Origin of the sequence: Sporosarcina sp. A2, assembly GCF_050858885.1 — a bacterium.
In the GTDB taxonomy this organism is placed as follows: domain Bacteria; phylum Bacillota; class Bacilli; order Bacillales_A; family Planococcaceae; genus Sporosarcina.
In genome coordinates this window covers 2,336,363-2,362,765 of record NZ_CP193898.1, presented here as the reverse complement: position 1 = coordinate 2,362,765, position 26,403 = coordinate 2,336,363, and the positions used below count along the sequence as shown (strand labels likewise).

General features: G+C 41.3%; 30 protein-coding genes. 26 read left to right on the top strand and 4 right to left on the bottom strand.

All coding sequences use genetic code 11. The annotated features are described in order from the left end of the window. Positions 1-77: 77 nt before the first annotated feature. The 3 genes from ACRPI0_RS12045 to ACRPI0_RS12035 all read left to right on the top strand — a co-directional run bounded on the left by ACRPI0_RS12045 (position 78) and on the right by ACRPI0_RS12035 (position 1,031). Entirely contained in the window at positions 78-209 is a 132-nt protein-coding gene (locus ACRPI0_RS12045; protein WP_432355948.1) for a DUF3953 domain-containing protein, read from the top strand. Positions 210-353: 144 nt separating this feature from the next. After that, a complete protein-coding gene (locus tag ACRPI0_RS12040; RefSeq protein ID WP_432352895.1) occupies positions 354-731 on the top strand; it encodes a hypothetical protein in 378 nt (125 codons plus the stop codon). Between the two features lie 162 nt (positions 732-893). Then, positions 894-1,031: a hypothetical protein gene (locus ACRPI0_RS12035; RefSeq protein WP_432352894.1), complete on the top strand. Its 138-nt coding sequence runs from the start codon at positions 894-896 to the stop codon at positions 1,029-1,031. Between the two features lie 298 nt (positions 1,032-1,329). Here ACRPI0_RS12035 and ACRPI0_RS12030 read toward each other — a convergent pair whose 3' ends face one another. Beyond that, positions 1,330-1,545, bottom strand: coding sequence for a hypothetical protein (locus ACRPI0_RS12030; RefSeq protein ID WP_432352893.1), 216 nt, complete (start codon positions 1,543-1,545; stop codon positions 1,330-1,332). A 514-nt stretch (positions 1,546-2,059) separates the two neighbouring features. On the opposite strand from ACRPI0_RS12030, the gene ACRPI0_RS12025 reads away from it, so the two are divergent. The 12 genes from ACRPI0_RS12025 to ACRPI0_RS11970 all read left to right on the top strand — a co-directional run bounded on the left by ACRPI0_RS12025 (position 2,060) and on the right by ACRPI0_RS11970 (position 11,726). Beyond that, on the top strand, positions 2,060-2,437 hold the full coding sequence (locus tag ACRPI0_RS12025) for a PH domain-containing protein (RefSeq protein ID WP_432352892.1): 378 nt from the start codon (positions 2,060-2,062) through the stop codon (positions 2,435-2,437). 64 nt (positions 2,438-2,501) lie between these two features. After that, positions 2,502-3,134, top strand: coding sequence for an esterase/lipase family protein (locus ACRPI0_RS12020; RefSeq protein ID WP_432352891.1), 633 nt, complete (start codon positions 2,502-2,504; stop codon positions 3,132-3,134). 22 nt (positions 3,135-3,156) lie between these two features. Next, a complete protein-coding gene (locus ACRPI0_RS12015; protein WP_432352890.1) occupies positions 3,157-3,660 on the top strand; it encodes a GNAT family N-acetyltransferase in 504 nt (167 codons plus the stop codon). Positions 3,661-3,706: 46 nt separating this feature from the next. Next, positions 3,707-4,222: a hypothetical protein gene (locus tag ACRPI0_RS12010; protein WP_432352889.1), complete on the top strand. Its 516-nt coding sequence runs from the start codon at positions 3,707-3,709 to the stop codon at positions 4,220-4,222. A 22-nt stretch (positions 4,223-4,244) separates the two neighbouring features. Further along, positions 4,245-4,946 (top strand): response regulator, encoded by a 702-nt coding sequence (locus ACRPI0_RS12005; RefSeq protein WP_432352888.1) that lies wholly within the window; start codon positions 4,245-4,247, stop codon positions 4,944-4,946. Beyond that, on the top strand, positions 4,946-5,968 hold the full coding sequence (locus tag ACRPI0_RS12000; protein ID WP_432352887.1) for a sensor histidine kinase: 1,023 nt from the start codon (positions 4,946-4,948) through the stop codon (positions 5,966-5,968). Before ACRPI0_RS12005 ends, ACRPI0_RS12000 begins: the two co-directional genes overlap by 1 nt. 118 nt (positions 5,969-6,086) lie before the next feature. Continuing rightward, positions 6,087-6,845 carry an ABC transporter ATP-binding protein gene (locus ACRPI0_RS11995; protein ID WP_432355947.1) on the top strand — a complete coding sequence of 253 codons (759 nt, stop codon included), beginning with the start codon at positions 6,087-6,089 and terminating at the stop codon, positions 6,843-6,845. After that, entirely contained in the window at positions 6,832-8,748 is a 1,917-nt protein-coding gene (locus tag ACRPI0_RS11990; RefSeq protein WP_432352886.1) for an FtsX-like permease family protein, read from the top strand. The genes ACRPI0_RS11995 and ACRPI0_RS11990 overlap by 14 nt, the downstream gene beginning before the upstream one ends. A gap of 61 nt (positions 8,749-8,809) precedes the next feature. Next, positions 8,810-9,214, top strand: coding sequence for a VOC family protein (locus tag ACRPI0_RS11985; protein WP_432352885.1), 405 nt, complete (start codon positions 8,810-8,812; stop codon positions 9,212-9,214). 118 nt (positions 9,215-9,332) lie between these two features. After that, complete coding sequence (locus tag ACRPI0_RS11980) at positions 9,333-9,920, top strand: ankyrin repeat domain-containing protein (protein WP_432352884.1); 588 nt, start codon at positions 9,333-9,335, stop codon at positions 9,918-9,920. A 244-nt stretch (positions 9,921-10,164) separates the two neighbouring features. Beyond that, the gene (locus tag ACRPI0_RS11975; RefSeq protein WP_432352883.1) at positions 10,165-10,710 is read left to right on the top strand and encodes a hypothetical protein; all 546 of its coding nucleotides are present in this window, start codon (positions 10,165-10,167) and stop codon (positions 10,708-10,710) included. After that, entirely contained in the window at positions 10,707-11,726 is a 1,020-nt protein-coding gene (locus ACRPI0_RS11970) for a hypothetical protein (protein ID WP_432352882.1), read from the top strand. Before ACRPI0_RS11975 ends, ACRPI0_RS11970 begins: the two co-directional genes overlap by 4 nt. 81 nt (positions 11,727-11,807) lie before the next feature. On the opposite strand, the gene ACRPI0_RS11965 is transcribed toward ACRPI0_RS11970, so the two are convergent. Together ACRPI0_RS11965 and ACRPI0_RS11960 are read right to left on the bottom strand one after the other, a co-directional pair. Then, positions 11,808-12,404, bottom strand: coding sequence for a hypothetical protein (locus ACRPI0_RS11965; protein WP_432352881.1), 597 nt, complete (start codon positions 12,402-12,404; stop codon positions 11,808-11,810). A 107-nt stretch (positions 12,405-12,511) separates the two neighbouring features. After that, a complete protein-coding gene (locus ACRPI0_RS11960; protein WP_432352879.1) occupies positions 12,512-13,804 on the bottom strand; it encodes an MFS transporter in 1,293 nt (430 codons plus the stop codon). 120 nt (positions 13,805-13,924) lie between these two features. Here ACRPI0_RS11960 and ACRPI0_RS11955 point away from each other — a divergent pair, with 120 nt between their 5' ends. After that, complete coding sequence (locus tag ACRPI0_RS11955; RefSeq protein ID WP_432352878.1) at positions 13,925-15,142, top strand: helix-turn-helix domain-containing protein; 1,218 nt, start codon at positions 13,925-13,927, stop codon at positions 15,140-15,142. A 67-nt stretch (positions 15,143-15,209) separates the two neighbouring features. Here the strand turns inward: ACRPI0_RS11955 and ACRPI0_RS11950 are convergent, their stop codons facing one another. Beyond that, positions 15,210-15,809, bottom strand: coding sequence for a nitroreductase family protein (locus ACRPI0_RS11950; protein WP_432352877.1), 600 nt, complete (start codon positions 15,807-15,809; stop codon positions 15,210-15,212). A 144-nt stretch (positions 15,810-15,953) separates the two neighbouring features. Between ACRPI0_RS11950 and ACRPI0_RS11945 the strand changes: the two genes are divergently transcribed. The 10 genes from ACRPI0_RS11945 to ACRPI0_RS11900 all read left to right on the top strand — a co-directional run bounded on the left by ACRPI0_RS11945 (position 15,954) and on the right by ACRPI0_RS11900 (position 26,401). Continuing rightward, complete coding sequence (locus ACRPI0_RS11945) at positions 15,954-16,307, top strand: winged helix-turn-helix transcriptional regulator (RefSeq protein ID WP_432352876.1); 354 nt, start codon at positions 15,954-15,956, stop codon at positions 16,305-16,307. A gap of 181 nt (positions 16,308-16,488) precedes the next feature. Next, positions 16,489-17,829: an Nramp family divalent metal transporter gene (locus tag ACRPI0_RS11940; RefSeq protein WP_432352875.1), complete on the top strand. Its 1,341-nt coding sequence runs from the start codon at positions 16,489-16,491 to the stop codon at positions 17,827-17,829. Positions 17,830-17,972: 143 nt separating this feature from the next. Then, on the top strand, positions 17,973-19,529 hold the full coding sequence (locus ACRPI0_RS11935) for an ABC-F family ATP-binding cassette domain-containing protein (RefSeq protein ID WP_432352874.1): 1,557 nt from the start codon (positions 17,973-17,975) through the stop codon (positions 19,527-19,529). Positions 19,530-19,797: 268 nt separating this feature from the next. Next, positions 19,798-20,466, top strand: coding sequence for a peptide-methionine (S)-S-oxide reductase MsrA (msrA, locus tag ACRPI0_RS11930; protein WP_432352872.1), 669 nt, complete (start codon positions 19,798-19,800; stop codon positions 20,464-20,466). A 187-nt stretch (positions 20,467-20,653) separates the two neighbouring features. Then, on the top strand, positions 20,654-21,439 hold the full coding sequence (locus tag ACRPI0_RS11925; RefSeq protein ID WP_432352871.1) for a 3D domain-containing protein: 786 nt from the start codon (positions 20,654-20,656) through the stop codon (positions 21,437-21,439). A gap of 108 nt (positions 21,440-21,547) precedes the next feature. Next, on the top strand, positions 21,548-22,405 hold the full coding sequence (locus tag ACRPI0_RS11920; protein WP_432352870.1) for an STAS domain-containing protein: 858 nt from the start codon (positions 21,548-21,550) through the stop codon (positions 22,403-22,405). A gap of 56 nt (positions 22,406-22,461) precedes the next feature. Further along, on the top strand, positions 22,462-23,274 hold the full coding sequence (locus tag ACRPI0_RS11915) for a Cof-type HAD-IIB family hydrolase (protein WP_432352869.1): 813 nt from the start codon (positions 22,462-22,464) through the stop codon (positions 23,272-23,274). A 367-nt stretch (positions 23,275-23,641) separates the two neighbouring features. Beyond that, the gene (locus ACRPI0_RS11910; protein WP_432352868.1) at positions 23,642-24,616 is read left to right on the top strand and encodes an ABC transporter substrate-binding protein; all 975 of its coding nucleotides are present in this window, start codon (positions 23,642-23,644) and stop codon (positions 24,614-24,616) included. Between the two features lie 17 nt (positions 24,617-24,633). Further along, positions 24,634-25,620, top strand: a complete 987-nt coding sequence (locus ACRPI0_RS11905) for a FecCD family ABC transporter permease (protein WP_432352867.1) — start codon at positions 24,634-24,636, stop codon at positions 25,618-25,620. 1 nt (position 25,621) lies between these two features. Next, complete coding sequence (locus ACRPI0_RS11900) at positions 25,622-26,401, top strand: ABC transporter ATP-binding protein (RefSeq protein WP_432352866.1); 780 nt, start codon at positions 25,622-25,624, stop codon at positions 26,399-26,401. Positions 26,402-26,403: the final 2 nt, after the last annotated feature.

Below are 26,403 nucleotides of genomic sequence, written 5' to 3'. Positions count from 1 at the left end.
ATTGTTTTAGGGATTACGATGATTGGATTATCAGATATGGATTGTTAAATGGAAATGTCGGAACAGTAATTCCCTATATGCTACTTATAGCGGGGCTGATCTTTATTGTGATGGGGATTACTGAATTTAAGAAACGGAATGCAGATGCTTTTAATTTTTTTCTTGTATCTGGATTTGTTATGTTTGTCGCTATTTATAGTCTTTTGTAAAACAAAAGGCGCATTTGTTGCATACGGTTTGTAAGTGAATTGGGCCATTTAAAGGGTATATATGAAACTTTATCTAAGTAATCGCGACTAACTTGGATAAAGGGGTATTAATCTCAATACACGTGCATTGAAAGGGGCGAATATATGAAAAAATGTTTAGTTATAGCAATCTTTCTTTTTGTTCTTATACCAACACTAAGCGGTTGTAGCAATGGCATTAAAGCGGTTAAGGAAGTAAATGTTTATAAGATGGAAAGCTTTGCTGAAGTTAAAAAAGATTCATTAGTCACCTTTACAGATGAAAAAGCAATTAAACGATTTAAAAAGGCTTTTAGCAGTGCTAAGAAACAACCAGGTGTAGTGGATATGGCAGACCCAAATTATAAAGTCGAATTAGGTGAGAAATCATTCTTTCTTTGGTTAGGTCAAGAATACGGAACAATAATGGATGTTAGTGATACGAATACTATCTACTCATTATCGGCAAAGTCAGTTGATAATATAAATGATCAATTAAATTAACGCTTGTGATTGCTTTATACGCGATTTCGTCAATATCGCAAACAGGCCAAATAGAAAGAAAAGAGTATGCGACTAAAGTAAAAAGGTTTACTTCAGTAAAACAAGGTATACTATATTTTTTGAATGGATTATATTTAAAGACAAGAAAAGTAGGTGAATAAATTGGGGAAATATCAATTAGATTACAAAGGTATGAAGGCTGTGTCAAAGTATCATGAAAAAATCAAGCCTGCAAAATTTGATAAAAAGCAGCAACTTGAAAAGATTCGTACGGAGTATTTTGAAAAAAAGCAAAAATAAACAGATAGATAATATGAATTAAAATGTAAATTCATTTGAACTTGCTGCTTTAAAGTTATTTTTAACTTTGTTCGTAATAGTAGGGATTTTATCGGTTTGGGCTATTACAAAAAAAGATAAAGTGAAATTCCTGACATTCAATCGGGCGAGTTTTTTACGGGGGCGTTACTTAATATAACAGGATAGGCAAAACGAAGAGCCCTAATTCATAAGCGAATTAGGGCTCTTTTTGGTGTTTAATTAGGTTTTTGTACTTGAGAACTGAAAGGGTTATTATCCAAGGATTATTTACTTTTTCTTATTTCTTCTTATTCGATTGTTGATTTTTGTCATGATTGGTCCTATTGTTCTTGTTTTTTACTTTCGCATCAAATTCAGGAGCAAATTCCGTATCAGCGTTGTCTAGCGGATTGTTATTATTGCTGTTACTTGCGTCACGGTCTTTGTTTTGATACGTATCAAACGGGTTGTTCGTCCGCTCATTCATTGTTTTTGGATTGTTTTTGTTTCCCATGCAGGCTCACCTCCTAAAGGTAAGATGCCTGTGGAAGTGGGAAAGTATACATCACTGAAAATTTTAGGCGAGGGCAAGCGAGCTTATTCTTGCTGTGATAGGGGAGTCAGCTATGCTCGTATCTTCATATTGAATAAATCTTTGTCGTGTTCCAACGTTTTGGATTCAAAATAATGCATGTCCTCTTGTCTGGTTTCCATACTTGCCAACTGTCCTTAATTTGTCCATGAATCTCATTGAACTGACCTTGAATACCAACTAAACGCTTTTCAATACGATCTTGACCTGTTCTAACATCTTCAGTTCAGAAAGAATTTCATGCAGCAATACTTCACTCTTGTTGTTAAACTCACCGTCAGTAGATAAAGTACCTCATACTTTAAAGAAAAAAGAATTAGTAAAAGTATGTTGGAAGTGGTTGTAACTATTACTGATTCATCATTACCTAGCGTGGTATAATGAAGATGATTGAAAAATTAATTAATGTGAACAACAACAAAAAGGAGGAATTAAAATGGGATTTTTAGATTCGTTTCTTGGCAATGCATCGACGGTGGATACAGCGACTGTAAAAAAAGAATTAGCGACAATTTTAATAGAGGGCGAGTCCGTGGAAGCTGCGTTTAAGTTATTTCGGGATATGATGGTATTTACGGAAAAGCGTCTCATCCTTGTGGACAAGCAAGGCATGACTGGTAAGAAAACCGAATATCATTCCATTCCCTATAAAAGTATTTCCCACTATAGTATAGAAACAGCAGGCACGTTCGATTTGGACGCAGAACTAAAAATCTGGATTTCTAGCGCTGAGGAACCGTTAGTGGACAAGCAATTCAAGAAAGATGCTAGCATTTACGACATTCAGAAAATCTTAGCCGCTGTGTGTTTGTAACGAACTAACAAGTTTTCATTCCATCAAGTAGCTATAACGAGTGGAGAGGGAAGGGGAGAGTGAAATGGACCAAGTCTTACTTTTACATGGCTTCAATAAATCATCGAAAGATATGATGTCACTAGCAAACAATCTTGAGTCGCTTGGTTTTCGATGTCATTCGATCTCTCTTCCTTTAACTCGTCATGAATTTGATCGAGCAACAAAGAGAGTGTTAGATGAGTTGGAGAATCTGGCAGAGACTTATGACGGAACGATTCATTTGGTTGGACACAGTACAGGAGGATTACTCGTCCGACATGTACTCAAAGAGTCTAAAGCAACTAGACGTATAGGACGTTGTGTGCAAATAGCTACTCCCAATCAAGGAAGTCAACTCGCGGTGTTAGCAAGTTACGTCAAAGGCTATACAGAATGGTTTCGAACACTTAAATCTTTGAATGCTTCTTATATACATAAACTTGCGTTAACAAATGAAACACAAATTGAACTGGGTGCAATCGCAGGAACGAATAGCAACTTGTGGTTAGGCCGATTCATCCATGGTGAAAATGATGGACGAGTGGAATTGTCGTCTGTTACTATTTCAGAACTCACAGATTTCACAACACTTCCTTACGGGCATAAGGATATCCATCACCACTATGAGACAGCTGTCCTTACTTCGCGTTTTTTGAATACAGGCAGCTTTCAGTAGACTAAGAAAGGACGGAGATATCATGCGACTGGAACGACCTTCTATGAAATGGAAAGAAGAGCATGCAGCCTATCGAAATGAGTGGGATGAGGATCGGATGATTCCAAGTAGTTTTAATTGGGATGAAGGGATTCCTTATGAAACCTACTTGGAAGAGCTCGCTCTAAGAGAAGCTGGCCACGGAAAATGGCTTCCGTGTACGAATTATTTCTTAGTGGATGATACACAACGAGTTGTAGGCATGATTGATATTCGTCATGACTTAAATGAGTATTTGCACCAAGTAGGTGGACATATTGGTTATGGCATCCGTCCGTCAGAGCGCCGTAAAGGATATGCAACATGGATGCTCTCAGAAGCTTTGAAAGTGACCGATACATTGGGGATCAGTTCTGTGCTGATTACATGTAATGAAGACAACGTTGGATCTGCCAAGACCATTCAAAAAAATGGCGGAATAGAAGACGGTAGCTTCACTGAAGAAGACGGTACTGTTGTGCGCAGATTCTGGATAAAGAAAGATTGATTAACTAAAGATGTGTATGTCATCGAGCTGGAAGGAGATTACGAACATGTACGATCCGACGATATTTGATAATTTGAAAGTCGCACTAGAAAACCAGCTGTATGATCTGGATACGCTGGATGAGCAAATTGAAATTCAAAATAGACGTGACGTCATGGATTTTGCGGTTTTATCCCGCGAGTTTGCATTGCATTTCGTCCTTCGCAATCATCCTGAAATTGATGTAGAAGTCATATTGCATGCAGGTGTAGGGGATATTGCTGGAGAAATTATGGAAGACCCTAAAGCAAATCCCGCTTGTTCGCTGTCCCTCTGTTTTCAAAAAAGCGTTCTTGATCCTCAAACTGAATGTGCAGGGATTGAACAAGTAATGGCGTCCATTTGGGAAGAGGATATTGAACTTACACAAACGATTCGGTATGTGTATGGTAAAGCGGATCTTAAATTGATGAATTCAATTGAAGCAGTCTTCAAAACACGTATTACTGAAGAGAACATGACTGAACTTTCAACTTTTTTGGAGCATGTTTTAGATACGTTGCATGTCCTCAATCGAATGTAGAAATAAAGAAGGAGACGATGTAATGGAAGAGACAATCTTTATCGTGGAGGACGATCCTGCTATTTTTTCTTCGTTAAAAGGCCATTTAGAACATTGGTCTTTTAATGTAGTTGGCCCAGATAGCTTTCAAGACATTATGACACCTTTCATGAAATCAGATCCGCAACTCGTCATTATGGACATCCAACTACCCGCGTACGACGGATTCCACTGGTGTCGAGAAATACGGGCGATGTCCAAAGTGCCCATCATCTTCCTTTCATCGAGAGACCATCCGATGGACATCGTCATGGCGATGAATATGGGCGGGGACGACTACATACAAAAACCATTTCACACGGAGGTGTTACTAGCAAAGATTCAAGCGACTTTACGACGTGCTTACTCGTACGCAGAAATAGACGAACCAGCTGATGAGTTGAAGTGGAATGGGATGACTATCGATTTAAAGCGATGCGTTATACAAGGAGAAGATTTGGAGATCGAGCTCACTAAGAACGAGTTTTTCATCCTAACTATTTTGGTAGAAGCAAAAGATGAAATTGTATCACGGGACGATCTGATTCGTAAGCTTTGGGACGATGAACGCTTCGTTAATGACAATACACTTACGGTCAACGTGACTCGTTTACGACAGAAACTCAGCGATTTGGGTCTGGAAGAAGCGATTGTCACGAAAAAAGGAATGGGCTATATGGCGGTTACGTTTCAGGGGTACTCATAATGCTTCGTACTTATAGTGCTGATCGTAGAAGCTGGATTGCTCTATACCTAGGATCACTATCACTAACGGATCTGTTGCTGTTTTTGGATCAAGGACTGGCAATCAGCGCTATCTCTATCGGGTATCTGAATGTACTCCTGCTCGCGATTTTCATTTTGTTTTTCATATGGCGATATCGCAAGGAGACAGCTTATTCGCGTTCGTTGAATCATCTTTTGAAAGAGTTACCTGATGACTGGCAAGAAGGACTTCCTGAAGCCGTTTTTCATCAAGAAGCAATAATGTCTGCACTGCTCCATTCGATTGATTCTTCTTACCGTACGAGGATGGCACGGATGCAGGAATTTGTTCATGCAGAGCAAAATGATACAGCAGCTTGGGTCCATGAAGTGAAAACACCCCTTACTGCAATGAAGTTACTCATTGACGCAAATCGCACAGCACCTGAAATCTGGAAGATCGAAACGGAATGGTTGCGCGTCCATTTACTCATTGATCAGCAACTATACATCTCCCGACTCCCTTCAATAGAAGCTGATTATGTATTAGAAGAAACCGATATAGTTCGGTTAGCTATTGAAGAAGTACGCCAACTGATGCCGTGGTGTTTAGAGAAAAATATTGCAATCGAAATTGATGAAAATCCAGTTGAAGTCGTTACTGACCAAAAATGGTGCCGCTTCATCCTCAGACAATTGTTAACAAATGCCGTAAAATACAGTCCAACTGGCGGAACGCTCTTCGTTCAAACTTCATCAGACGAAACAGGTCACGTATCCATAACTGTAGCTGATGAAGGACCAGGAATTCCCGCGCATGAAATGCCACGCATATTTGATAGAGGATTTACAGGAAATACAGGAAGGATCCAACATGCAGCAACGGGACTGGGTCTCTATTTAGCAAAACAGGCTGCTAATAAAATAGGAGTTCACTTGAATGGACAATCGGACGGATTGACAGGTACTCAAATGGTAATAACGTTCCCAGTGGAAAATGAATTTGACGCAACCCGTAAGTGACAAAACTGTAAGGTTGCGCGTTGTGTTTGTCATCCAAATCGAACGACTCCGCTGTTTTTCTGCAGTAAAGTGAGTGTATAGAAACAAGGAGGCGTTTTAAGTGTCACAAAAAACTACTATGTTAGAAGCTGTTTCGATTCGTAAATCGTTCGGAACGCGCGGGCAAGTACAGCAGGTTTTAAAAGGATTGGATTTCCGTGTGATGGAAGGCGAATTCGTCGGAATTATGGGACCTTCAGGTGCCGGGAAGACGACATTATTGAATGTCCTAGCGACTATCGACCGGACAACGGAAGGCTCGATTAAAATAAATGGAACAGATATTTCTTCAATGAACGACCGCAAACTATCGCAGTTCAGACGCGATCAGCTCGGGTTCATCTTCCAAGATTATAATTTGCTCGATACATTAACAGTGAAAGAAAATATTTTGCTTCCGATTTCAGTTGGAAACGTGAAACGTGTTGTAGCGGAAGATCGTTTCAAATCGATTGCACGTACTCTAGGGATTACTGAGATAGCTAATAAATACCCTGGTGAAATCTCGGGTGGGCAAAAGCAACGGACTTCTGCGGCTAGAGCGTTAATTAACGAACCTTCTATTGTGTTTGCGGATGAGCCGACGGGTGCACTCGATTCGAAATCAGCTGCATCCTTACTTGGAACATTGGCGCAAGTAAACGATGAACGGGACGTCACGATTATGATGGTGACGCACGATCCAGTTGCATCGAGTTACTGCAATAGGGTTGTATTCCTGAAAGACGGAACGATTTACTCCGAGCTGTATCGCGGGGAACAAACGAGACAGCAGTTCTTTCAAGAAATCCTAAAAGTACAAGGGATTCTTGGAGGTGACAGCGTTGACGCTCTTTGATCTTGTAGTCCGCAGTATGCGAAAAAACTTGAAGCATTACTATTTATACTTTTTCGCTTTGATTTTAAGTGTTGTGCTTTATTTTGTTTTTGCTTCATTGCAACATGACACAACTGTGATGGAACGGACCGCTACTTCTTTTAATATGTCATCGGCTTTTAAAGCAGCGGGAATTTTATTGCTGTTCATCTCTGGTGTATTTGTACTCTATGCGAATTCAATCTTCTTGAAACGCAGAAGCCGTGAAGTAGGACTCTATCAGCTGATCGGGTTGTCCAAATTCACCGTATCCCGAATGCTAGTGACAGAGAACTTCTTGCTGGGAATAGGAGCACTTGCAATCGGTATCGGTATTGGCTTGCTTGTTTCTAGAGTGTTCTTACTGCTATTAATGAAACTTGTAGGAATAGACGGCGTATTGACGATGTCATTTTCAGGAGCCGCGATCCTGCAAACTATTGTCGTATTTGTCGTGCTTCTGATGCTAACCTCTTTACAAATGGCGATTGCAGTTAAACGCAGTACATTGCTTGAATTGTTTAAAGTGGATCAGTCTGGTGAACGCATAAGAAAGCCGAAAACCATTGTTTCTTCTATACTTGGTATTTTGGGTATTCTCTTAATTGGATTCGGGTATTGGTTGTCAGGCCATATGTTCAATAGTTTGCTGTTTTTCAATATGATTGCAGTACTGGTTTCAGTCATTCTTGGCACGTATTTACTGTTTCGAGTTACGATTGGATGGGTGCTTTACCAAATTCGGGTGTCCAAAAATGGTCATCTCGGATTGTCGAATAGCTTGTCATTAGCACCATTGATGCATCGAATGAAAGCGAATGCGAATTCGTTGACGATTATTACTGTGTTGTCTGCAATGACGTTGACAATGCTAGCGGCTGCGTACTCATCATTCTACTCAAATGAAAAAGAAACCCGCTTGGTAGAACCATTCGATTATATGATCGAAGGAGACGTACCTGCTACGGATCAGTTCACTAAAGCGCTAGATAATGCCGGAATCAGATATCATGCATCTACTATTGAAGCACTTCAGTTGGATGGTGATTATGAAAAGGAATTGAATCCGATGCTTCCTTATACGGACTTGCAAATTCGAATTGTAAGCGAGCGTCAATTGAGTGAAGCCGGTCTGCCAATTGAAGTCAAAGGTTCAAACTCCGGTGTATTGCTAGATGGTGGGATCTATTGGCTGCTAAAGTCTGTGGAAGTCCCACTCGATCTGACACTTGAACCTAAAAGTTTGAATAAGACCATTTCCGTTGAACGTTTTGCAGAAGGAAATGCATTCAATATGATTGATTACACTTCGACGCTTGTCGTGAATGAAGAGCTTTTTCAGGAAATTAAGTCTGAGTACAGAACACAAGACGAATCGAAGGTAAATCATGCGACCGCGTTTAACTTACTAGATGAAGGTCAATTTGAAGAAGCTACGGCGCTTTATAAAGATATCGAAAGTTCCGGTAAAAAATCTGACTACTACACGCAATATCGTAACTTATTGCAGTCTAGCGGGATGACAATCTTCATAGCCGGATTCCTCGGCCTCGTGTTCCTCATCTCGACAGGAAGTATTCTTTACTTCAAACAAATGACAGAAGCTGAACAAGAGAAAGCAAGTTATACAACGTTGCGCCAGCTAGGATTCAGTGTTCAAGAAATCATGAAAGGCGTTGTGAGAAAGCAAATCTTTGTATTCGGATTGCCACTCGCGATAGGATTACTGCACTCAATTTTTGCATTAAAATCTGCTTCGTTCATCTTTATGAGCGATATTACGGTACCTACTGTAATTGCTATGTCCGTTTATATTGTGATCTATTTAGTGTTTGCTTTCTTGACCGTAGGATATTATCGGAAAACAATCAAAGCTACGTTATAATGAAGGTATCTAAAGCGTCCGCTATTCAATAGGAATAGCGGGCGTTTTTCAGAAGGGAGAAATGTTTGTGAAAGGGTTGCTTCATCACATTGAATTATATGTATCAGATTTGAATCGCTCTGTTGATTTTTGGGGATGGTTGCTAGAAGAACTAGGGTATACGTTATACCAGGAATGGCCAGAGGGAAAGAGTTGGAAGCTTGAAGATACGTATCTAGTATTTGTTCAGACGGAAGAACGATTTCTGGATGTCCCGTACCATCGTTGCAGAACAGGGTTGAATCATCTAGCTTTTCATGCAGAATCGAAGGAACATGTAAACTTAATCACTAGGCAACTGAAAGATCGTAACGTTCATATCCTTTACCCAGACACGCATCCATTTGCCGGGGGTGAATCCCATTACGCTGTATATTTTGAAGATCCCGACCGCTTAAAGGTGGAAGTAGTCGCTCCAAACAAATGAAACGGGAGAGGGTTCAGTGCGCAATTTGCTCATTGCAGGGTTGTCTGTTTTTCTACTTCAATCATGTGTACCTTCAGACAAAGACGGGAATACGGACTCTAGAGTAGGAGGAGATAAGATGACGATGGATTTACTAGACGCTGCAGATCAGCGAGATACAGAGAAAGTGAAGGAATTGATTGAACAAAACGCGGATTTAAATGCACAAGACAATGAGGGAAGAACGGCGCTTATGATTGCAACATATAACCATGATCCCTATACAGTGAACGCCTTGATCGACGCAGGAGCGGATCTTTCCATACAGGACAACATGCAGAATAACTGTTTCCTTTATGCTGGGGCTGAAGGATATTTGGACATTTTACAACTGGCAATTGAAGCGGGAGCTGACACCACCATCACGAATCGTTATGGCGGGACGGCGCTGATTCCAGCTGCAGAACGTGGTCATATCGAGATCGTAGAAGAATTATTGAAGAAAACAGACGTTGATGTGAATCATGTGAATCGACTCGGATGGACTGCGCTCATGGAAGCAGTCATCCTGAGCGATGGCGGTGTTGCCCATCAGGAAATCATTAAAGTTCTATTAAAGCATGGCGCGGATCCGTTGATTGCGGATAAGGATGGCGTGACACCATTACAACACGCGAAAGATAAAGGTTATTTGGAAATCATGGACATTTTGGAAGCGGAATTGTAAGCAAAGATGAGTACCGAAGACGCATCCATAGGTCTTCGGTATTTGCGTTTTCAAACTATCGGAATAATCGATATTGTAACACGAGGTCCCTAATGGTAATCTATAACAAATATGTCCAATCTATTTGGGGGATTAAACCATGAGACCTAATCTTAGAAATATGCTGTTGAGCCTTTCCATCGGCTCTTTATTATTTACATATTCGATTTATCTCTTCCAACTTTTCAAGCTGGGAGATGCGCATATGACTTGGCTACTGAGTGGAGTATTGGTGAGTTCAGCACTCCTATATAGCTCAATTCATACAGATAAATGGATTGGGAGACGTGCAATGGTCAATACGCTACTCGTCGTAATTAGTTTGCTAGTCGGATACGGAACGTTCCTTGCGATGAATTTGGATCGTCCATACTCAGCAATACTTACTATCATTGGCTACTTGCTGATCGTATGTGTACTAGTCAGTATTTATTGGACAAGTCTACGTTCGGAATCACCTACGACCTACAACGTATTACATGGACTCACAATCACAATCGGCCTCGTGTTGACGGTTGGTACGGTGTATTGCTTATACATATTCTATCTATTTAGTGAAGACGGTAACGGAGCCATATGGAAATTATTCATACCACTCGTAGTGTATGGAGTGGTCTATGTTATTCAAATGAAAGCATTGGGGTCAGGTCATAGGCGTACTGCGTATAGCGTTACAGGAATTCAAATCTTGATGCCGTTTGTGCTCGTTTTGTTGTGGATGCTCGTAACGACAGGGGAGGGAGGATTTTGAGGAAAACTATTCTGTTCACTGGAATAATTGCACTCGTAACGGGCGTCTGTCTGTTGCTTGGGTTCACTTATCGCGTTTCGGATGCAGAAAAACAGCAAGGGTTGACGGGGCAATTTGATGTTTCTGTGAAAGGGGATATTGCTTATGTCACGTACGAAGAAGGAAAACCGATGCTCTATGTAAGATCAGATGACTTAAAAATGGTCGTTCAATTGTCTTCCAAAGAATCGATTTTAGATCTTGCAATGATGCCAGATGGAAAAAACGTGCTCTATGTGAAATCGGACAAAGATCTGAATGCGCATAGTAGGAGTGTCATTCACCAGATAGATTTGGAAACAGGAAATGACAAAGTTCTTTTCACCAAGGACGCGATTGTAATGGAGTTGTTCATTGATCCGAAGGACGCGAATCAGGTGTTTTATCTACAAGCAAATCAGTACTCTCAGTATTCACCTGGTGCGAGCCTCTTTCCTCACGATTTCGATATCTATAGTTATGATATAAAGAAAAACAAACAGGTACAACATACGGAACTAAAGAAATACAGCATGTCATCACTTCAAGTTTCGAACAGGGAAGAAGCGGTCTATATCCAAATGGATGACGATACGGACGTACAAGCCGCAGAAGACGCTTTTGAAACGAAAGGTCGCGTGTTCAAAATCCCGTTAGCGAACCCTGATCGGGAAATGGTGATCAGTATTCCGGAAGTCACGGGGGATCTCTATGATTTCGTCCTCATTTCGGACCGTTCCGAGCTTGTTTATCAAGCGGTAGCCGGAACTAACTCCGAGGGCATCTATGAATATGAATTGTTTTCGTATAATTGGGATACACAATCTATTACACAACTCACTCACTTACATGCGTATGTGGAGTACCCCATTTTTAGATCGGACGGAAAAGTATATTTCATGGTCGATAAGAATTTCGGTGGAATGCGTCCAGACAATTCGTTGTACCGGATGAATCCCGATGGCAGCGATGTGGAGCAAGTGAAGCTTGTGGAGTAGCTGTAAGTTGTAGCTAGAGTAATTGAAAAAGCAGAGGCCTCCGCGTTGATTATGCGGGGGTCTCTGCTTTTTACACGTTATTTAGTTCGTCTCAGTTCTTCCCATATATTCACCGGTTTCAGGGTGATAATAAATCTCTGCCTGCTTACCATTGATTAGCCCATCTACTGAAATGAAGAGGTTTTCAGCATCTCTTAGTAGACGAAAATGATAGCCATTGGAGAACGAGTCGCTCTTTGGTCCGGGTTCCAGATGGAATTCTTTGATTGCGGATTTAACGATCAGGGTGCTATCGATTTTAATGGAAGAAGGTTTGATTGTTGGCTCGTTGGTTCCATCTAATAGTTCGTACTCCATTAACTTCCCTTTTTCGATAGCGAAAAGCATTCGCTGATTGGTAGTCATTAAAGCAATGACTCCTTGCCAATTCCCGCGCTTCCCATCTCTTCCGCTTACTTCTTCGTCATTCACACTGTTTAAAAATATGAGTTCAGGCTGAGAATCGAATTCCTTCGCTTTTTCCATCCCTATAAAATAAGCATCCAGCAGAGTGATTTTCGACTTTTCTACAATGGTAGGAAAGCATATCTCGAGTATGGATTTGTCTGGAACTAGTATTTTATATCCGATGCTTCCTATAACAACCAGGATAAAGACGATGATAAGTTTCCGTTTCATGGTAGTTCCTCGCTCTCTAAAGGAAGTCAAAGACGATGACGCTTTAGAGAGCTTATGCAGGATGGACTTGAAATAGAGATTTTATAAATGTACAGGTTGCACGTCGGTTAAGTGGATGCGGTTTTTAGTTCCTCTTCAGGTTTCACGCCAGTCACTTGTCTGATGACAGAAGCTCTTAGAAGGATGAACACCGTCATGATCAGTAATACACTGGAACTGATGAGGATCGAAGGCGCTGGCAGGATATCGTACAAAAATCCAAACAGCACCATTCCGAGCGGCATGAGCGCCATCGCCATCGTTTCCAAGATGGAAAACACACGGCCTTTATAGTCGTCTTCAATTAGTTTCATCATGAAGACTTGGATAGGGGTGTTAATAAGCGGTCCTAAGGCTCCACTGATGAATGAAATCATCACATAAAACGAAAATACACCGCCATATGGAAGAAGAATCAGCAAGGGCACCGAGATGAGTCCCATTACCAGCCCCAGTGCTGCAATCCCCAATTTGGATACGTATAGTGGCGATGCAAAAGGTTTACGTGCCGCTATATAGATGGACATAAGGAGCATTCCGACGGCCATCGCCCCTTCAATCAGTCCAAAATGAGTTGGAAGTATTTTCAGCTTTTCAATAAGGATGAACGAATATCCTACTGTAACCGCTCCAAACAAGAAGTTGACGAGCAGTGCGACCCAAATCATCGCCATTAAAAGTGGCTGGAGACGGGCATATGCTAACCCTGCTTTCATGCTGTCGAGCATTTTCTCTTTAGGTGCTCCTTCTTCCTTCACTTTACGTTTTGCATACAGGTTGAAATCCATCGTTGACTCAAGCACTGTGGCAAGGATTGAAGCAAATGCATACAGGACGAGAAAGACCGGCATGGAAACAGCGCCGTAGAGTACGCCGCCGACTGCCGGACTGCCGATTGCTGCAAATGAGACGGACATCTGGTTTAGTGACATCGCTTTTTGGATCCGCTCTTCATCAATTAGCCCCGTAATGGAAGATGTGAAGGCGATGCCTGAAAATGTGGATGCTAACGATAGAACAACTGTCGTAGTGTAAATTGCAGGCAATGATAACCCATAATTTAAGCTGACAGTAAGTAGCCCAAGGATAGCCATGGAAGAAACAATCTGAGCGATGATGACGATTCTTTTGCGGGAATACGTATCCGCAACGTATCCAGCGAATGGTGCCATAGCTGTGCGTGGTAAAATGCTACAAATGAGGTTCACAGCAAAACTTGTGGCAGAACCGGTCAATTGCAAAATGTAAAAACTAATGGCAAATGCATAGATTTGTGCTCCGAAAGCGCTAATCATCTTGCTCGCAGTAAAGGTCCACAAATGATAGGTGGCACGTTTCAGCTTACTAGCGGATTCACCCAAGGTAGTCACTCCATTCAGAAAGTTTAATTATATTAAACAAATAATACCATGTGAGCTCTTTCATTTCAAGAAGCGGTTTAATATAATTAAACTAGATTTCATGAGTAGGAGTGAACAACTATGACAACATTAGGAGATCGGCTCCGAACACTTAGGAAACAGCGAAAACTAACATTGGAATCGTGTGCAGGCGAGCAGATGACGAAAGGTATGCTCAGCCTGATTGAAAATAATAAAGCAAATCCTTCCATGGAGAATTTGAATTACTTGGCGAAACGACTTGATGTGGATGTCTCCGAGCTCTTGGAAGAAATAAGTGGAATTGAGCTTCGTGCGTTGCTTGATGAAGCGGAGAAGCTATACAAATCGGAGAACAGAGAATGCTATGTGAAAGCACTGGAGTTAATTAAGCCTATTATATTGAAGCTATCGAGGGGATACGAATCAGGTAGATTGCTTGAAATCTACGGCAGGCTTGCTTTCGATCTCAAGAGAACGGACTGGAAGGATTCTATAGAAAAAGCTTCTGTGATTTACGATGACCTCAATATCATCCCTCGGCGTGCATCAGTCGGAATCTTCCAGGCTTTGGTTCTTTTCACTGAACGCAGATATGAAGAGGCATTAAAGAGATTGATGAAAGAACGCTTTGAAATCGAAAGAAAGAGCGGATATATCGACGCGCTGACAAAACTCGATTTGGATACTTATGAAGCGCTGATGAGGTTTGCGGTCAATGATACAGAAGTGGGAACACGTGTGATGAATGAAGCCATTGCATATTCGAAAAAAGAGCTAGTATTTTATCAGACAGGTCAATTGTATCGCGTTGCAGCCTACCGGGCGGTTATCGACGGGGATGAGGAGAAGCTTTCATATTATGAGCAAAAACTGATTCAATATGGGGAGTTTGCAGAAGACAAGCAAGCTATTTTGTACACAAAAACGATACGGATTCATCAATTAAATTCATTCCATCACAATTACGAAGAAGCGTTGAGGCGTCTGGATAGTCTTCCGAAGTTCTCGTCAGAAGATGAGTTTTTCTTCAATTTCTACAATCTCGAGCGTGGGAAAGCACTATATGGGATGGCGCGCTATCAAGAAGCATTGGAACATCTGAAACAAGTCATGATCAGTGATCAATTGCACCATCCGTTTGATTTATCGATTTTCTATGAAAAAAATGCATATGCCGCACTGTGCGCAGAAGAACTGGGTGATTTGAAGACTGCAATGGAACTCATAACTATTGCTGAAGACAATATGGAACTGATGCCAGAATCCCCGTATACACTATTCGTAAAAGAATCAGCGAGAAAACTTAACAGAAAATAGTACACATAAAAACAACAGAGACGACACAAATTAGTTGTGCAGTCTCTGTTGTTTTGTCATTCAACTATTATTTAAAGATGTGCATCCGTTCTTCAACGGGCTGGAATTCTTTTTCACCTGCAGGTGCAGCAATCTTACCAAAAGGCATTTGCGACATAAGTTTCCATGCAGTTGGAAGGTTCCATTCTGCCTTCACTTCATCGTCGATTAATGGATTGTAGTGTTGTAGACTTGCACCATAGCCTTCATCAGAAAGGGCAGTCCAGATGACATATTGAATCATGCCAGAAGATTGATCTGACCAGGTCGGGAATTTATCGCTATATTCCTTGAATTGCTCTTGTAAGGATTCGACAACTTGCATATCTTCAAAGAAGAGAATCGTTCCATACCCACCTCCAAACATTGTCATACGTTGTGCAGTCGATTCGAAATTTTCTTCAGGCACAATTTTCTTTAACGTATCACTTGTGATTTCCCAAAGGCGATTGCTCTGTTCTCCAAGAAGTACAACGACTCGTGCCGTTTGTGAATTGAAAGCAGATGGCGTGTGTTTCACGGCATGCTGGATGAGTTCCTCTAACTTATCATCTGTAAGGATAGGTTCATTAGTGATGCCATAAATGGAACGACGGTTTTCTACGGATTCCAAAAACGTTTGAGACATGATGAATTCCTCCTTAGTTTTGCGTAAAGGGCTAATGTAGTGCCTCTTCACTTCTCTATTAGTATAGTCAGTTGAGAACGTTAGTGGAAGTACGCACTTTAAAGTGCTATAGTATCAAAAAGGATACCATTAGGGGGCGACAGTATGATAGGTGGAGTGTCTCAGTGTAAAGTGGAAGAAGCACTCGGAATTGTTGTTGGAAAATGGAAACCGGTTATCATATTAAATTTGTTGCATGAAGGAACAAAGCGTTTCAGTGAACTGAAGCGAAGTATGCCAGGCATTACGCAAAAAATGTTGACCAAACAACTCCGTGAATTAGAAGAAGAGGACATTATCCAACGCGTGGTGTACCCTCAAGTTCCGCCGAAAGTGGAATATTCGATGACGGATTACGGAAGAACGCTGAGCCCGATTTTAGAAGCGATGCATGAGTGGGGGACCAATCATGTCATCCACAAGCAGACGAGTGGGATTGGTGAAAAACAAGCAAAATAGGAATAGATGTTAGAGAAGCCGCTCAGACTAATCTGAACGGTTTTTTTAGATTTCAATTTTCGAAGATTCAAGCAAAGTAATTTACTTATTGAAAAATCGTGCTATGCTATAAAACATTAAAAGGAAGTTCCTTATTATAATTAAAAAGTTGCACAAGGGAAAGAGAGTAAGGAGGCTGCTCATGGGAGATAAAAAAGATGGATGGCTTCGAGAAAGCTCAGGAGTCAGTCTGGAAGAAGTCAATAGTACGATCGATGTCCGAAACAAAAAAGGATTCTGGCGTAAACTATTAGCATTTGCCGGACCGGGTTCACTCGTTGCAGTTGGATACGTGGATCCTGGTAACTGGGCGACATCCATTGCTGGTGGTGCGCGTTTCGGGTATTTATTGCTAAGTGTTATTCTAATTTCAAATTTAATAGCCGTGCTTTTGCAATCCTTGTCTGCAAAGCTCGGCATTGTAACAGGAAAGGATTTGGCGCAAGCGACGAGTGCTTCCGTTGGTAAGAAAATGTCCGTTTTCTTATGGATCATCACGGAGTTAGCGATTATTGCGACCGACCTTGCGGAAGTGGTTGGCTCCGCAATTGCATTGAATCTACTTTTTGGTATTCCATTACTGGTCGGTATTTCCATTACGACATTGGATGTCTTACTCCTTCTATATTTACAAAGGAAAGGTTTCCGTATTATAGAATCTATCGTTATTGTGTTGATGGCAACCATTTTTGTCATATTTGTGTTTGAGGTAATTTCGTCCAAACCTGAAGTTTCTGCTCTGTTTGCGGGATTTGTACCTAGGGCTGAGATTGTAACGAATCCGGGTATGCTGTTCATTGCTCTCGGGATTTTAGGTGCCACTGTCATGCCGCACAATCTTTATTTACACTCTTCCATAGTACAAACACGTAATTATGAACGAACACAGCAGGGGAAAAAGGAAGCAATTAAGTTTTCACTGATCGATTCCGGGTTCTCGTTGACAATTGCGTTCCTCATTAACTCAGCAATTCTTATTTTAGGAGCTGCTGCATTTTACGGAACAAAACTGGATGTCACTGAAATTGAAGCTGCTTATAATCTGTTGAGTCCAACTATTGGAGTGGGGATTGCCAGCACGTTATTTGCAGTGGCATTACTTGCATCGGGTCAAAATTCAACGATTACAGGAACAATTAGCGGTCAGATTGTCATGGAAGGGTTCATTAATTTACGGATTACTCCTTGGTTGAGAAGACTTATTACTCGGTTACTGGCCGTTATTCCTGCTTTTATCGTCACATGGATTGCAGGTTCTAAAGGTACCGGGGAACTTTTGTTGTGGAGTCAAGTTATCTTGAGTTTGGCGCTTCCATTCGCGGTAGTTCCGCTAGTTAGGTTTACAAGTGATAAAAAGAAAATGGGCGAGTTTGTTAACTCTTTGCCCATCAAGATTCTGGCATGGACAAGCACAGTCGTCATCATCATCTTGAACGTGTTCCTGATCGGGTATATTGTTGTGACGGGGCATGACCTAGGGTAAATGGAAAACGTCTCTTTGTATAGAGGCGTTTTTTGATGGTGAAGGTGGCGGTCATCCATTGTTTTTAGTATGATAGCGTATAGATGTGAATTGGTAATAGTTCCGATTCCCTTGAATCTGGAAAGAAAGAAAAGGTGTACAAGATGAGTTTATTAACAGTAACAGACCTGAGTCATGGATTTGGGGATAGAGCAATTTTTGAAGATGTGTCGTTTAGATTGTTAGCAGGCGAGCATATTGGGCTCGTTGGAGCTAACGGTGAAGGTAAATCGACATTTATGAATATAATTACGCGCAAATTAGAGCCTGATGCTGGAACAGTCACATGGGCGAAACGTGCACGTATTGGATATTTAGATCAACATGCTGCACTCAAACAAGGAATGACAATTCGCGATGTGTTACGAACTGCGTTTCAGTATTTGTATGACATGGAAAGTGAAATGAATGCAATGTTTGCCAAAATGGCTGATGTTGATCCGGACGAACTTGAAGAAATCTTGGAAGAAACCGGTCAAATTCAAGAAAGTCTTGAACAAAATGACTTTTATATATTGGATTCAAAAGTAGAAGAGGTCGCAAATGGATTAGGATTGGATGAATTCGGACTGGATCGTGATGTACACGATTTGAGTGGTGGTCAGCGTACGAAAGTATTGCTTGGTAAATTGCTGCTGGAAAAGCCGGATATCCTATTACTGGATGAGCCAACGAACTATTTAGATGTAGAGCATATTGAATGGTTACGTAATTACTTGGAAAATTACCCAAGCTCGTTTGTACTGATCTCGCATGATATTCCATTTTTAAATAGTGTTGTAAACTTAATTTATCATATGGAGAATCAGGAAATCACAAGATATCCAGGTGATTACAATGACTTTTTACGCGTTCATGAGATGAAAAAACAACAAGTCGAAGCGGCTTATAAAAAGCAACAAAAAGAAGTTGCTGGACTGAAAGATTTTGTTGCCCGTAATAAGGCAAATGCAGCGACGAGTAAAATGGCACAATCTCGTCAGAAAAAACTCGATAAAATGGATATGATTGAACTTGATTCTGAGAAGCCAAAACCTAAGTTTGACTTTAAAGTAGCACGGACCCCAAGTAAATATCTGTTTGAAACTAACGAACTTGTAATTGGTTACGACGAACCCTTATCAAGTCCACTGGACCTTTCAATGGAACGCGGTCAAAAAATTGCGTTGTCTGGTGCAAATGGAATTGGTAAAACGACATTGTTAAGAAGTTTACTTGGAGAAATTCCAGCCTTAACTGGAACCGTTGAACGTGGCGAACATTTGGCTATTGGTTATTTCGAGCAAGAGATGAAATCAGATAGTAATAAAACGTGTTTGGAAGAGATCTGGAGTGAGTTTCCACACTTTACCCAATACGAAGTGCGTGCGGCGCTAGCTCGCGTAGGTCTCACGAATAAGCATATCGAAAGTAAATTGAAAGTCCTTAGTGGTGGTGAGCGAGCGAAAGTGCGTTTGTGCAAGCTTGTTAACCAAGAATCGAATTTACTGGTGCTCGATGAACCAACGAATCACTTAGATGTCGATGCTAAAGCTGAACTTAAACGAGCATTAATTGATTTTAAAGGTAGCGTATTGCTCATTTCCCATGAACCTGATTTTTATGAAGGTGTAGTAAACAAGACGTGGAACGGCGAGACGTGGACGACGAAAATGTTTTAATATAAATATCTGCGAGTGTGCCAATGAAAGTTGGCGCGCTTGCAGTTTTTTTATGGAAAGAGGCTTGGAATTGAGTGGGAATTACAATGCATATGTATGGAAAAGTTTAATAAAGACAAGCGGATCGCTACCAATTAACTTGTGTCTTTAAGGGCTGAACCCGAGCGCGTAACCTGGGTTCTACCGCGCGCAAAGCAAATAGAGCTTACGATCATCCCTCCCCCGTATACAGTGGGATTTTAGGGTAGAATAAAAATGAGGTGACATCATGAAACCAGTAACGATAGCAGAAGTGGAGAGTGAGTTACAGAACATTCCAGTGGAAACTGCATTACTAGGAATGGGGTGTTTTTGGGGTCCGGAAGCGCGCTTTGGAAGCATGCCAGGTGTTCTAAGAACGCGCGTAGGTTTTGCCGGGGGCAGTACGGAGCATCCAACGTACCGACAACTTGGGGATCAAACGGAAGTAGTAGAAGTGGATTTTGACCCGACCGTTATCTCGTATGAAACCTTGTTAAAAGTCTTTTGGGAGAATCATTATCCAAATCACGATGCCTATAGAGGGAGACAATACTTGTCCATCTTGCGGTATCGGACTGAACAGCAACGACAAGATATCGAGCGTGTTAAAAAGCAAATGGAAGCAAAGTTAGGCGAAAGCATCGAAACGGAAATTGCCCCATATAAGTCGTTTACACGTGCAGAAGAACGCCATCAGAAATACTATCTAAAACGATATCCGAGAGCAATCCAGCAAATTGAAGTCTTTTATCCAACTACTGAAATGCTTATCGGCTCGACGTTTGCTGCACGCCTGAATGGATTTGTGAAAGGATTCGGGACTCGAACAGAGTTATCTACAGAGATAGAAGGATGGCCAATTAGTGTTGGAAATCAGCAAGTTCTACTTAACAAACTTCACTCTATTAAATGGTAACACTCATATGAAATTTAACGATGCAAGCTCTTATAAAACGGGAGCTTGCTATTTTTTTTGCTATACTCTAGAATCTCCATTTCTCAAATAAATGATTAAAAAGTATAAGAGTGGAAATACTTACAAACAGCGTCGCCCTACAAATGAGGGATGCCGCGCATTTTTAAACATTGAAGGAGGAAGTTATTTGAAAAAGAGTGTCCAAGCAATTATATTTCTGTTGGCGAGTGTTCTACTAGCGATTCCAGTCGCTGCCGAATCGAACGAGTCAGAAATATTCGATAGGGCAGAAGGTAGAGATGTTTATCCATTTAAACCTGCAGTTGAAACAGAATTGGTTAGCGACAATCCCTTATTGGAAGATAATCCAACCCTTACGTACAACGTACAACCTGGGGATAATTTGTACAGAATCGCAGTGGAGCATGGAGTATCATTGAACTCGTTGAAGGAATGGAATGCATTGACTAACGACCTTATACATCCAGGTGAAGTACTCAACGTTTCTTTAGAAGCTCCAGGCTCTTCCACAAACGTGAAAAAGACAAAACAATTTTTAGCTGCGGCACCTGTACCAAAACAGAAATCGGCTGAAGTTCCAGCTGCAAACAAAACAGTTGCAGCTCAAACAGCTTCAGCACCACCTAAGGTTGAAACCATCGTTCCTGCATCGACTCCGACTGGAAGAGAATTGACCATGACTGCAACCGCCTATACAGCGTATTGTAATGGTTGTTCAGGTACTACTAAAATCGGTATTAATCTACGGTCGAATCCTAACCAAAAAGTGATTGCAGTGGATCCATCGGTCATTCCATTAGGATCCCGAGTATGGGTGGAAGGGTACGGGGAAGCGATTGCTGGAGATACTGGTGGGGCAATTAAAGGTCATAAGATTGACGTTTTCATACCAGGATTGGACTCAGCTCTGGCATGGGGAGTAAAAAAGGTTCGTGTTAAAGTTTTGAATTAGTTAGTAAGCCGGGGAGCTATTCCCTGGCTTTTTTTAGCGATAAGAGTGAATTTGATGTAAGATAGGAAGTAGGTATGTACATATTTGGACGAGACAGGGGTAGGAACTATGATGATGGATTGGAATAAGGAATTGTATAGCTATTTGATAGACAATGTTGGTGTAATTACGGACGATTGGTTGGCGCTTAGGGATGCTGGAAAAAAATCCGTATACGGAAGCGATGCTGGAGCGGTTGTTGAACAAACGTTGCGCGAGCAAAATAATTTAACGAACCGAACGATTGCGAGTAGTCTACTTGGACCTAGTGGCGACTTTGAATCACAAAAAAACGAATGGGCAGAAGTGATAGCTAAGAGCCGTTTAGCATCGAATACTTCTATTTCAGAAGTGATGGATGCCCTCAGTCGAGTACGAAAAGTGTTTTGGCGACAAATTGAACGGTTTGTGGGCGAAAATACAGAAATGGTCCCTGTCACAGTGGTGCTTCAATGGGGAGAGACTATACATTTAGCATTTGATGAACTACTTGTTGGTTTTTCTGACATGTATTTCACATTAATGACAAGCCGGTTAAGTGCACAACAAAGTCTGATTGACGAGCTAAGTTCACCCATCATAAAGATTAATGATAACATCGGAATCTTGCCACTTGTTGGAGACATTGATACTGAACGAGCAAAGGCAATTTTAGAAGTCGTACCTACGAAATGTATTGAGGCAGATATCATAAACTTATTTATCGATTTATCGGGTGTCACGATTATCGATACAATGGTCGCTAACCAAATTTTTGAAGTCGTTCAAGTGCTTAATTTACTTGGATTGAAAGCTACAATTACGGGGATTCGCCCTGAAATTGCGCAGACATCCATTCAATTAGGTTTAGACTTTTCAACAATTCCAACGCACAGTTCATTACAGCAAGCATTGAAAGATCGTTATATCGTTCAAAAAGTTAACTAAAAGAAATGCCTACTGAAAGTACCAAGAGCATGCATTTCTTGCTAGGAGGAAGTAATTTGACAGATCGTAAAATCGTGTTTTTTGACCTAGATGGGACCTTAATGAGTGAAGATAAAACCATATTACCTTCAACGAAAGCAGCACTCCATAGTCTTCGTGAGAAAGGGATTATTACTGTAATCTGCACAGGCCGTGCGCCGAAGATGTTCAGAGAACTAGTAACGGAATTGGAGTTTGATTCCTACATTTCAATGAATGGACAGCACGTTGTCTATGAAGGCGAGGAACTGTTCTCAAATCCGATGGATACGACCATCCTCACCGAATTGAGTGCACTAGCTAAAGAGAATGGCCATGGCATTACATATTCCAATTCGGAAATGTTTGCAGCAAATGAAGCAGAGCATCCGCTCGTCACTGGAAGTCTAGGACGTCTGAAACTGATGTATCCTGAAGTGGATGCAGAGATATTCATTCACTCCCCGGTGCATCAAATCCAATTGTACGGCAATATGGATGATATGCAGGCATACAAAGATAAGTATCAAGAGGACTATGTTTTCATTCACTGGGATGAAAATGCGGTGGACATGCTTCCTAAAGGGGCATCCAAAGCAGTTGGAATCGCTAAAGTGATGGAGCATCTCGAGATACCTGTTGAGAATAGCTATGCCTTCGGCGATGGACCGAACGACTTTGAAATGCTTGACTATGTAGGAACAGGAATCGCGATGGGAAATGCCATCTCTGAGCTAAAAGAAAAAGCAGATCTTGTGACGGATAGCTGTTCAAATGATGGAATCCTAAAGGGTCTTATCGCATGTGGCTTATTAAAGGATTCAGAAGTTTCGTTACTTGAGAATAACTGATTCATTCAGTGCTGTGAAAGGAAAGCTCGTTTTATAAGAAGGAAATAATAATAAAAAGACCTGCTAATTGTTAATACAATTAGCAGGTCTTTTTATGCTTGCTGTATTCGATTATCTAATTTCTTTAAAGTGCCTGAAAGAAACAGGACTCTAAAAACCCAAAACTATATCTAGTGAACAAGGAATCATTTATAGGGGTATCCTAACTCAAAATGATGAATCAAAAGTTCTGAAATGAAAACGTTTATAAAAATAGTTTGACATCCAGAGATGAGAACGGTTATCATTGAGATTGAAATTCATTCTCATTTAGAATCATTGGGAATGGCAGAAAACATATATCTAAAGATATTTAGGGGGAAATAAGTTGAGAAAGATCTTAGCTGGATTATCAATTGGAGTGCTTGCGGTATTAACTGCATGCGGACCCACAGAGAAAGAAGAAATTCAAAAAGATTCAACAGCAGCAGTCGAGACGGAACAGGCGGAGACTACAAATACGACTGATGGTGTAGATGAAAAGGAACTAAAAGATGCGCTTGCAGAATTCCCTGAAGGATTACCTGAACGAATTATTACGACATCTGTGCCTTTAGCAGAGATGCTTGATTTACTAAATGTAACACCGGTTGGCGTGCCAACTTCAACGAACCCACTACCAAAAAACTTTGAAAAGATCGATCAAATCGGTTCACCTATGCAACCGGACCTTGAAGTGGTAACAAGTTTGACACCAGACCTAATCTTAGGGGCAGAGTCATTGCGCAGCACATTGGATAAAAGTTTGGAAGGCATGGACCTGCCCACAGCTTACCTGCCAACGGATTCGTTCGATGATCTGAAACTTAGCTTTAAAACGCTTGGAACATACTTCGATAAAAAAGAAGAAATGGACAAAGTCCTTAACCAATTGGTATCTAAAGAGAATGAATTAGCAGAGCAAGGAAAAGGCAAAGAACTGCCGAGTGTATTGCTGGTTATTGGAACAGCAGATTCATTCATGGTCATGAATGATGAATCATATGTTGGAAGCTTGGTAAAAAAGTTGGGTGCTGACAATATCGCAACTTCTATCTTGAAAGTGAAAGATCGATATTCACCAATTAATATGGAAGACGTCGTTGTCGCAGATCCAGACATCATCCTTGTACTAGCTTCAGGGGATCATGGAGCTTCAGAAGACGCATTCAAAAAAGAAGTAGAGAGCAATGATACATGGACAAAACTTTCTGCTTATCAGAACGACAAAATTGAAGTATTGGATTACGGAGTGTTTGGTGTCACGTCTATTAAAAATGCAGAAAAGGCGCTTACCGATATCTCAACTTATTTTTATGAATGAAGAGAGGCGAGCGGTGCATGACTAAATCACGAAGCGGACTCATTGTTGTCATTACGTTTCTTCTTGCAATTGCGGCAGCGGTGATCGCGATCGGATTAGGAAGTATTCGAATCCCAGTACCTGATATTTTTGAGACACTCTTTCACTCAACTACTGGCAACGTGAACGACACAATTATTTTCAACATCCGATTGCCGCGTGTCATTTTGGCATTGATTATCGGAGCGAATATTGCTATATCAGGTGCCATCTTACAGGCAGTTATGGGGAATCCACTCGCAGATCCAGGTCTGACAGGAGTAACGAGTGGTGCGGCTGTTTTTGTTCTTGTGATTATGTTGGCGAAACCTGAGTACACCCAGTTCATGCCGCTTGCTGCACTTATTGGCGGTATGCTCGCGGCGACAATTGTCTATGCACTAGCTTGGAGACGGAATGGGATTTCTCCGATTTCAATCATATTGGCAGGAGTTGCAGTCAATGCACTATGCGGTGGAGTCGTCGGTTATCTTTCGATTATTTACAGTGACCGTCTGCCTTCAGCAGTTCAGTGGATGAATGGTAGTTTGGCGGCAAAGGGGAATTCAGTCGTCTCGATGATTCTGCCTTACGCGATTGTTGGATGGATCTTATCATTTTTCGCAATTCGTAAAGCCAACGTCATTCGTATGGGTGACCAGGTTGCTGCGAACCTTGGTGAAAACGTCCACCGCATTCGAATTCTTCTATCGATTCTTGCTGTCTTTTTGGCGGCCATTTCAGTAGCAGCAATTGGAATGATTGGGTTTGTAGGACTTATTGTTCCACATATGGCCCGTTTTCTAGTGGGCTCAAACTATAAGTATATGATGCCGATGAGTATGGCACTTGGCGCATTGGTGCTGTTAGTAGCGGATACGGGGGGACGAACTTTATTCTCCCCGCTTGAAATTCCTGCGGGGATCCTAATGGCGGTAATCGGAGGACCTTATTTTCTATATTTGATGAGAAGGAGTGTATTTTAATATGTTAACGGTAAACTCGATTTCCATTCAATATGAACATAAAAAAGTTATTAACGATTTCTCATTCAGTGTAGATGAAGGTGAAATCGTATCGATTATCGGACCAAACGGTTCAGGAAAGTCGACGCTTCTCAAGTCCATTTCTCGCCAAATTCCATACGAGTCCGGTTCAGTGGAACTCGATGGCATGAACATGAAGGCGATGAATCCTAAACAAATTGCCCGTAAATTGTGTATGCTAAGCCAGAAAAATCAGGCGCCGAGCGATATGACGGTGTATGATCTGGTGTCCTACGGGAGATATCCACATAAGCGTTGGTTTGAAAAACTCACTGCGAATGACCGGGATATTATCGAGTGGGCCATCGAAAAAACGCATTTATCCGAATATCAAGAGCGAACCGTTGCATCTCTTTCAGGGGGAGAGTCGCAGCGTGCATGGATAGCAATGGCACTCGCTCAGCGACCTCAAATCCTGCTATTGGATGAACCAACAACATATCTGGACATCTCTCATCAGCATGAGGTTCTTGAACTTGTACGTGAGCTTAATGAAGAGATGGGCATGACAGTCATCATGGTGCTGCATGATTTGAATCAAGCAGCCCATTATAGCGATAGGGTTATTGTTGTACAAAGCGGTGAAAAAGCAATGTGCGGAACACCTGATCAAGTCATGACGACTGAAATGATCCGGGAAGTGTACAGAATGGATTCTGAAGTAATGTACAATCATGCAGAACGAAAACCGCGTATTCACTTATTGCGGACAGCACGATAACT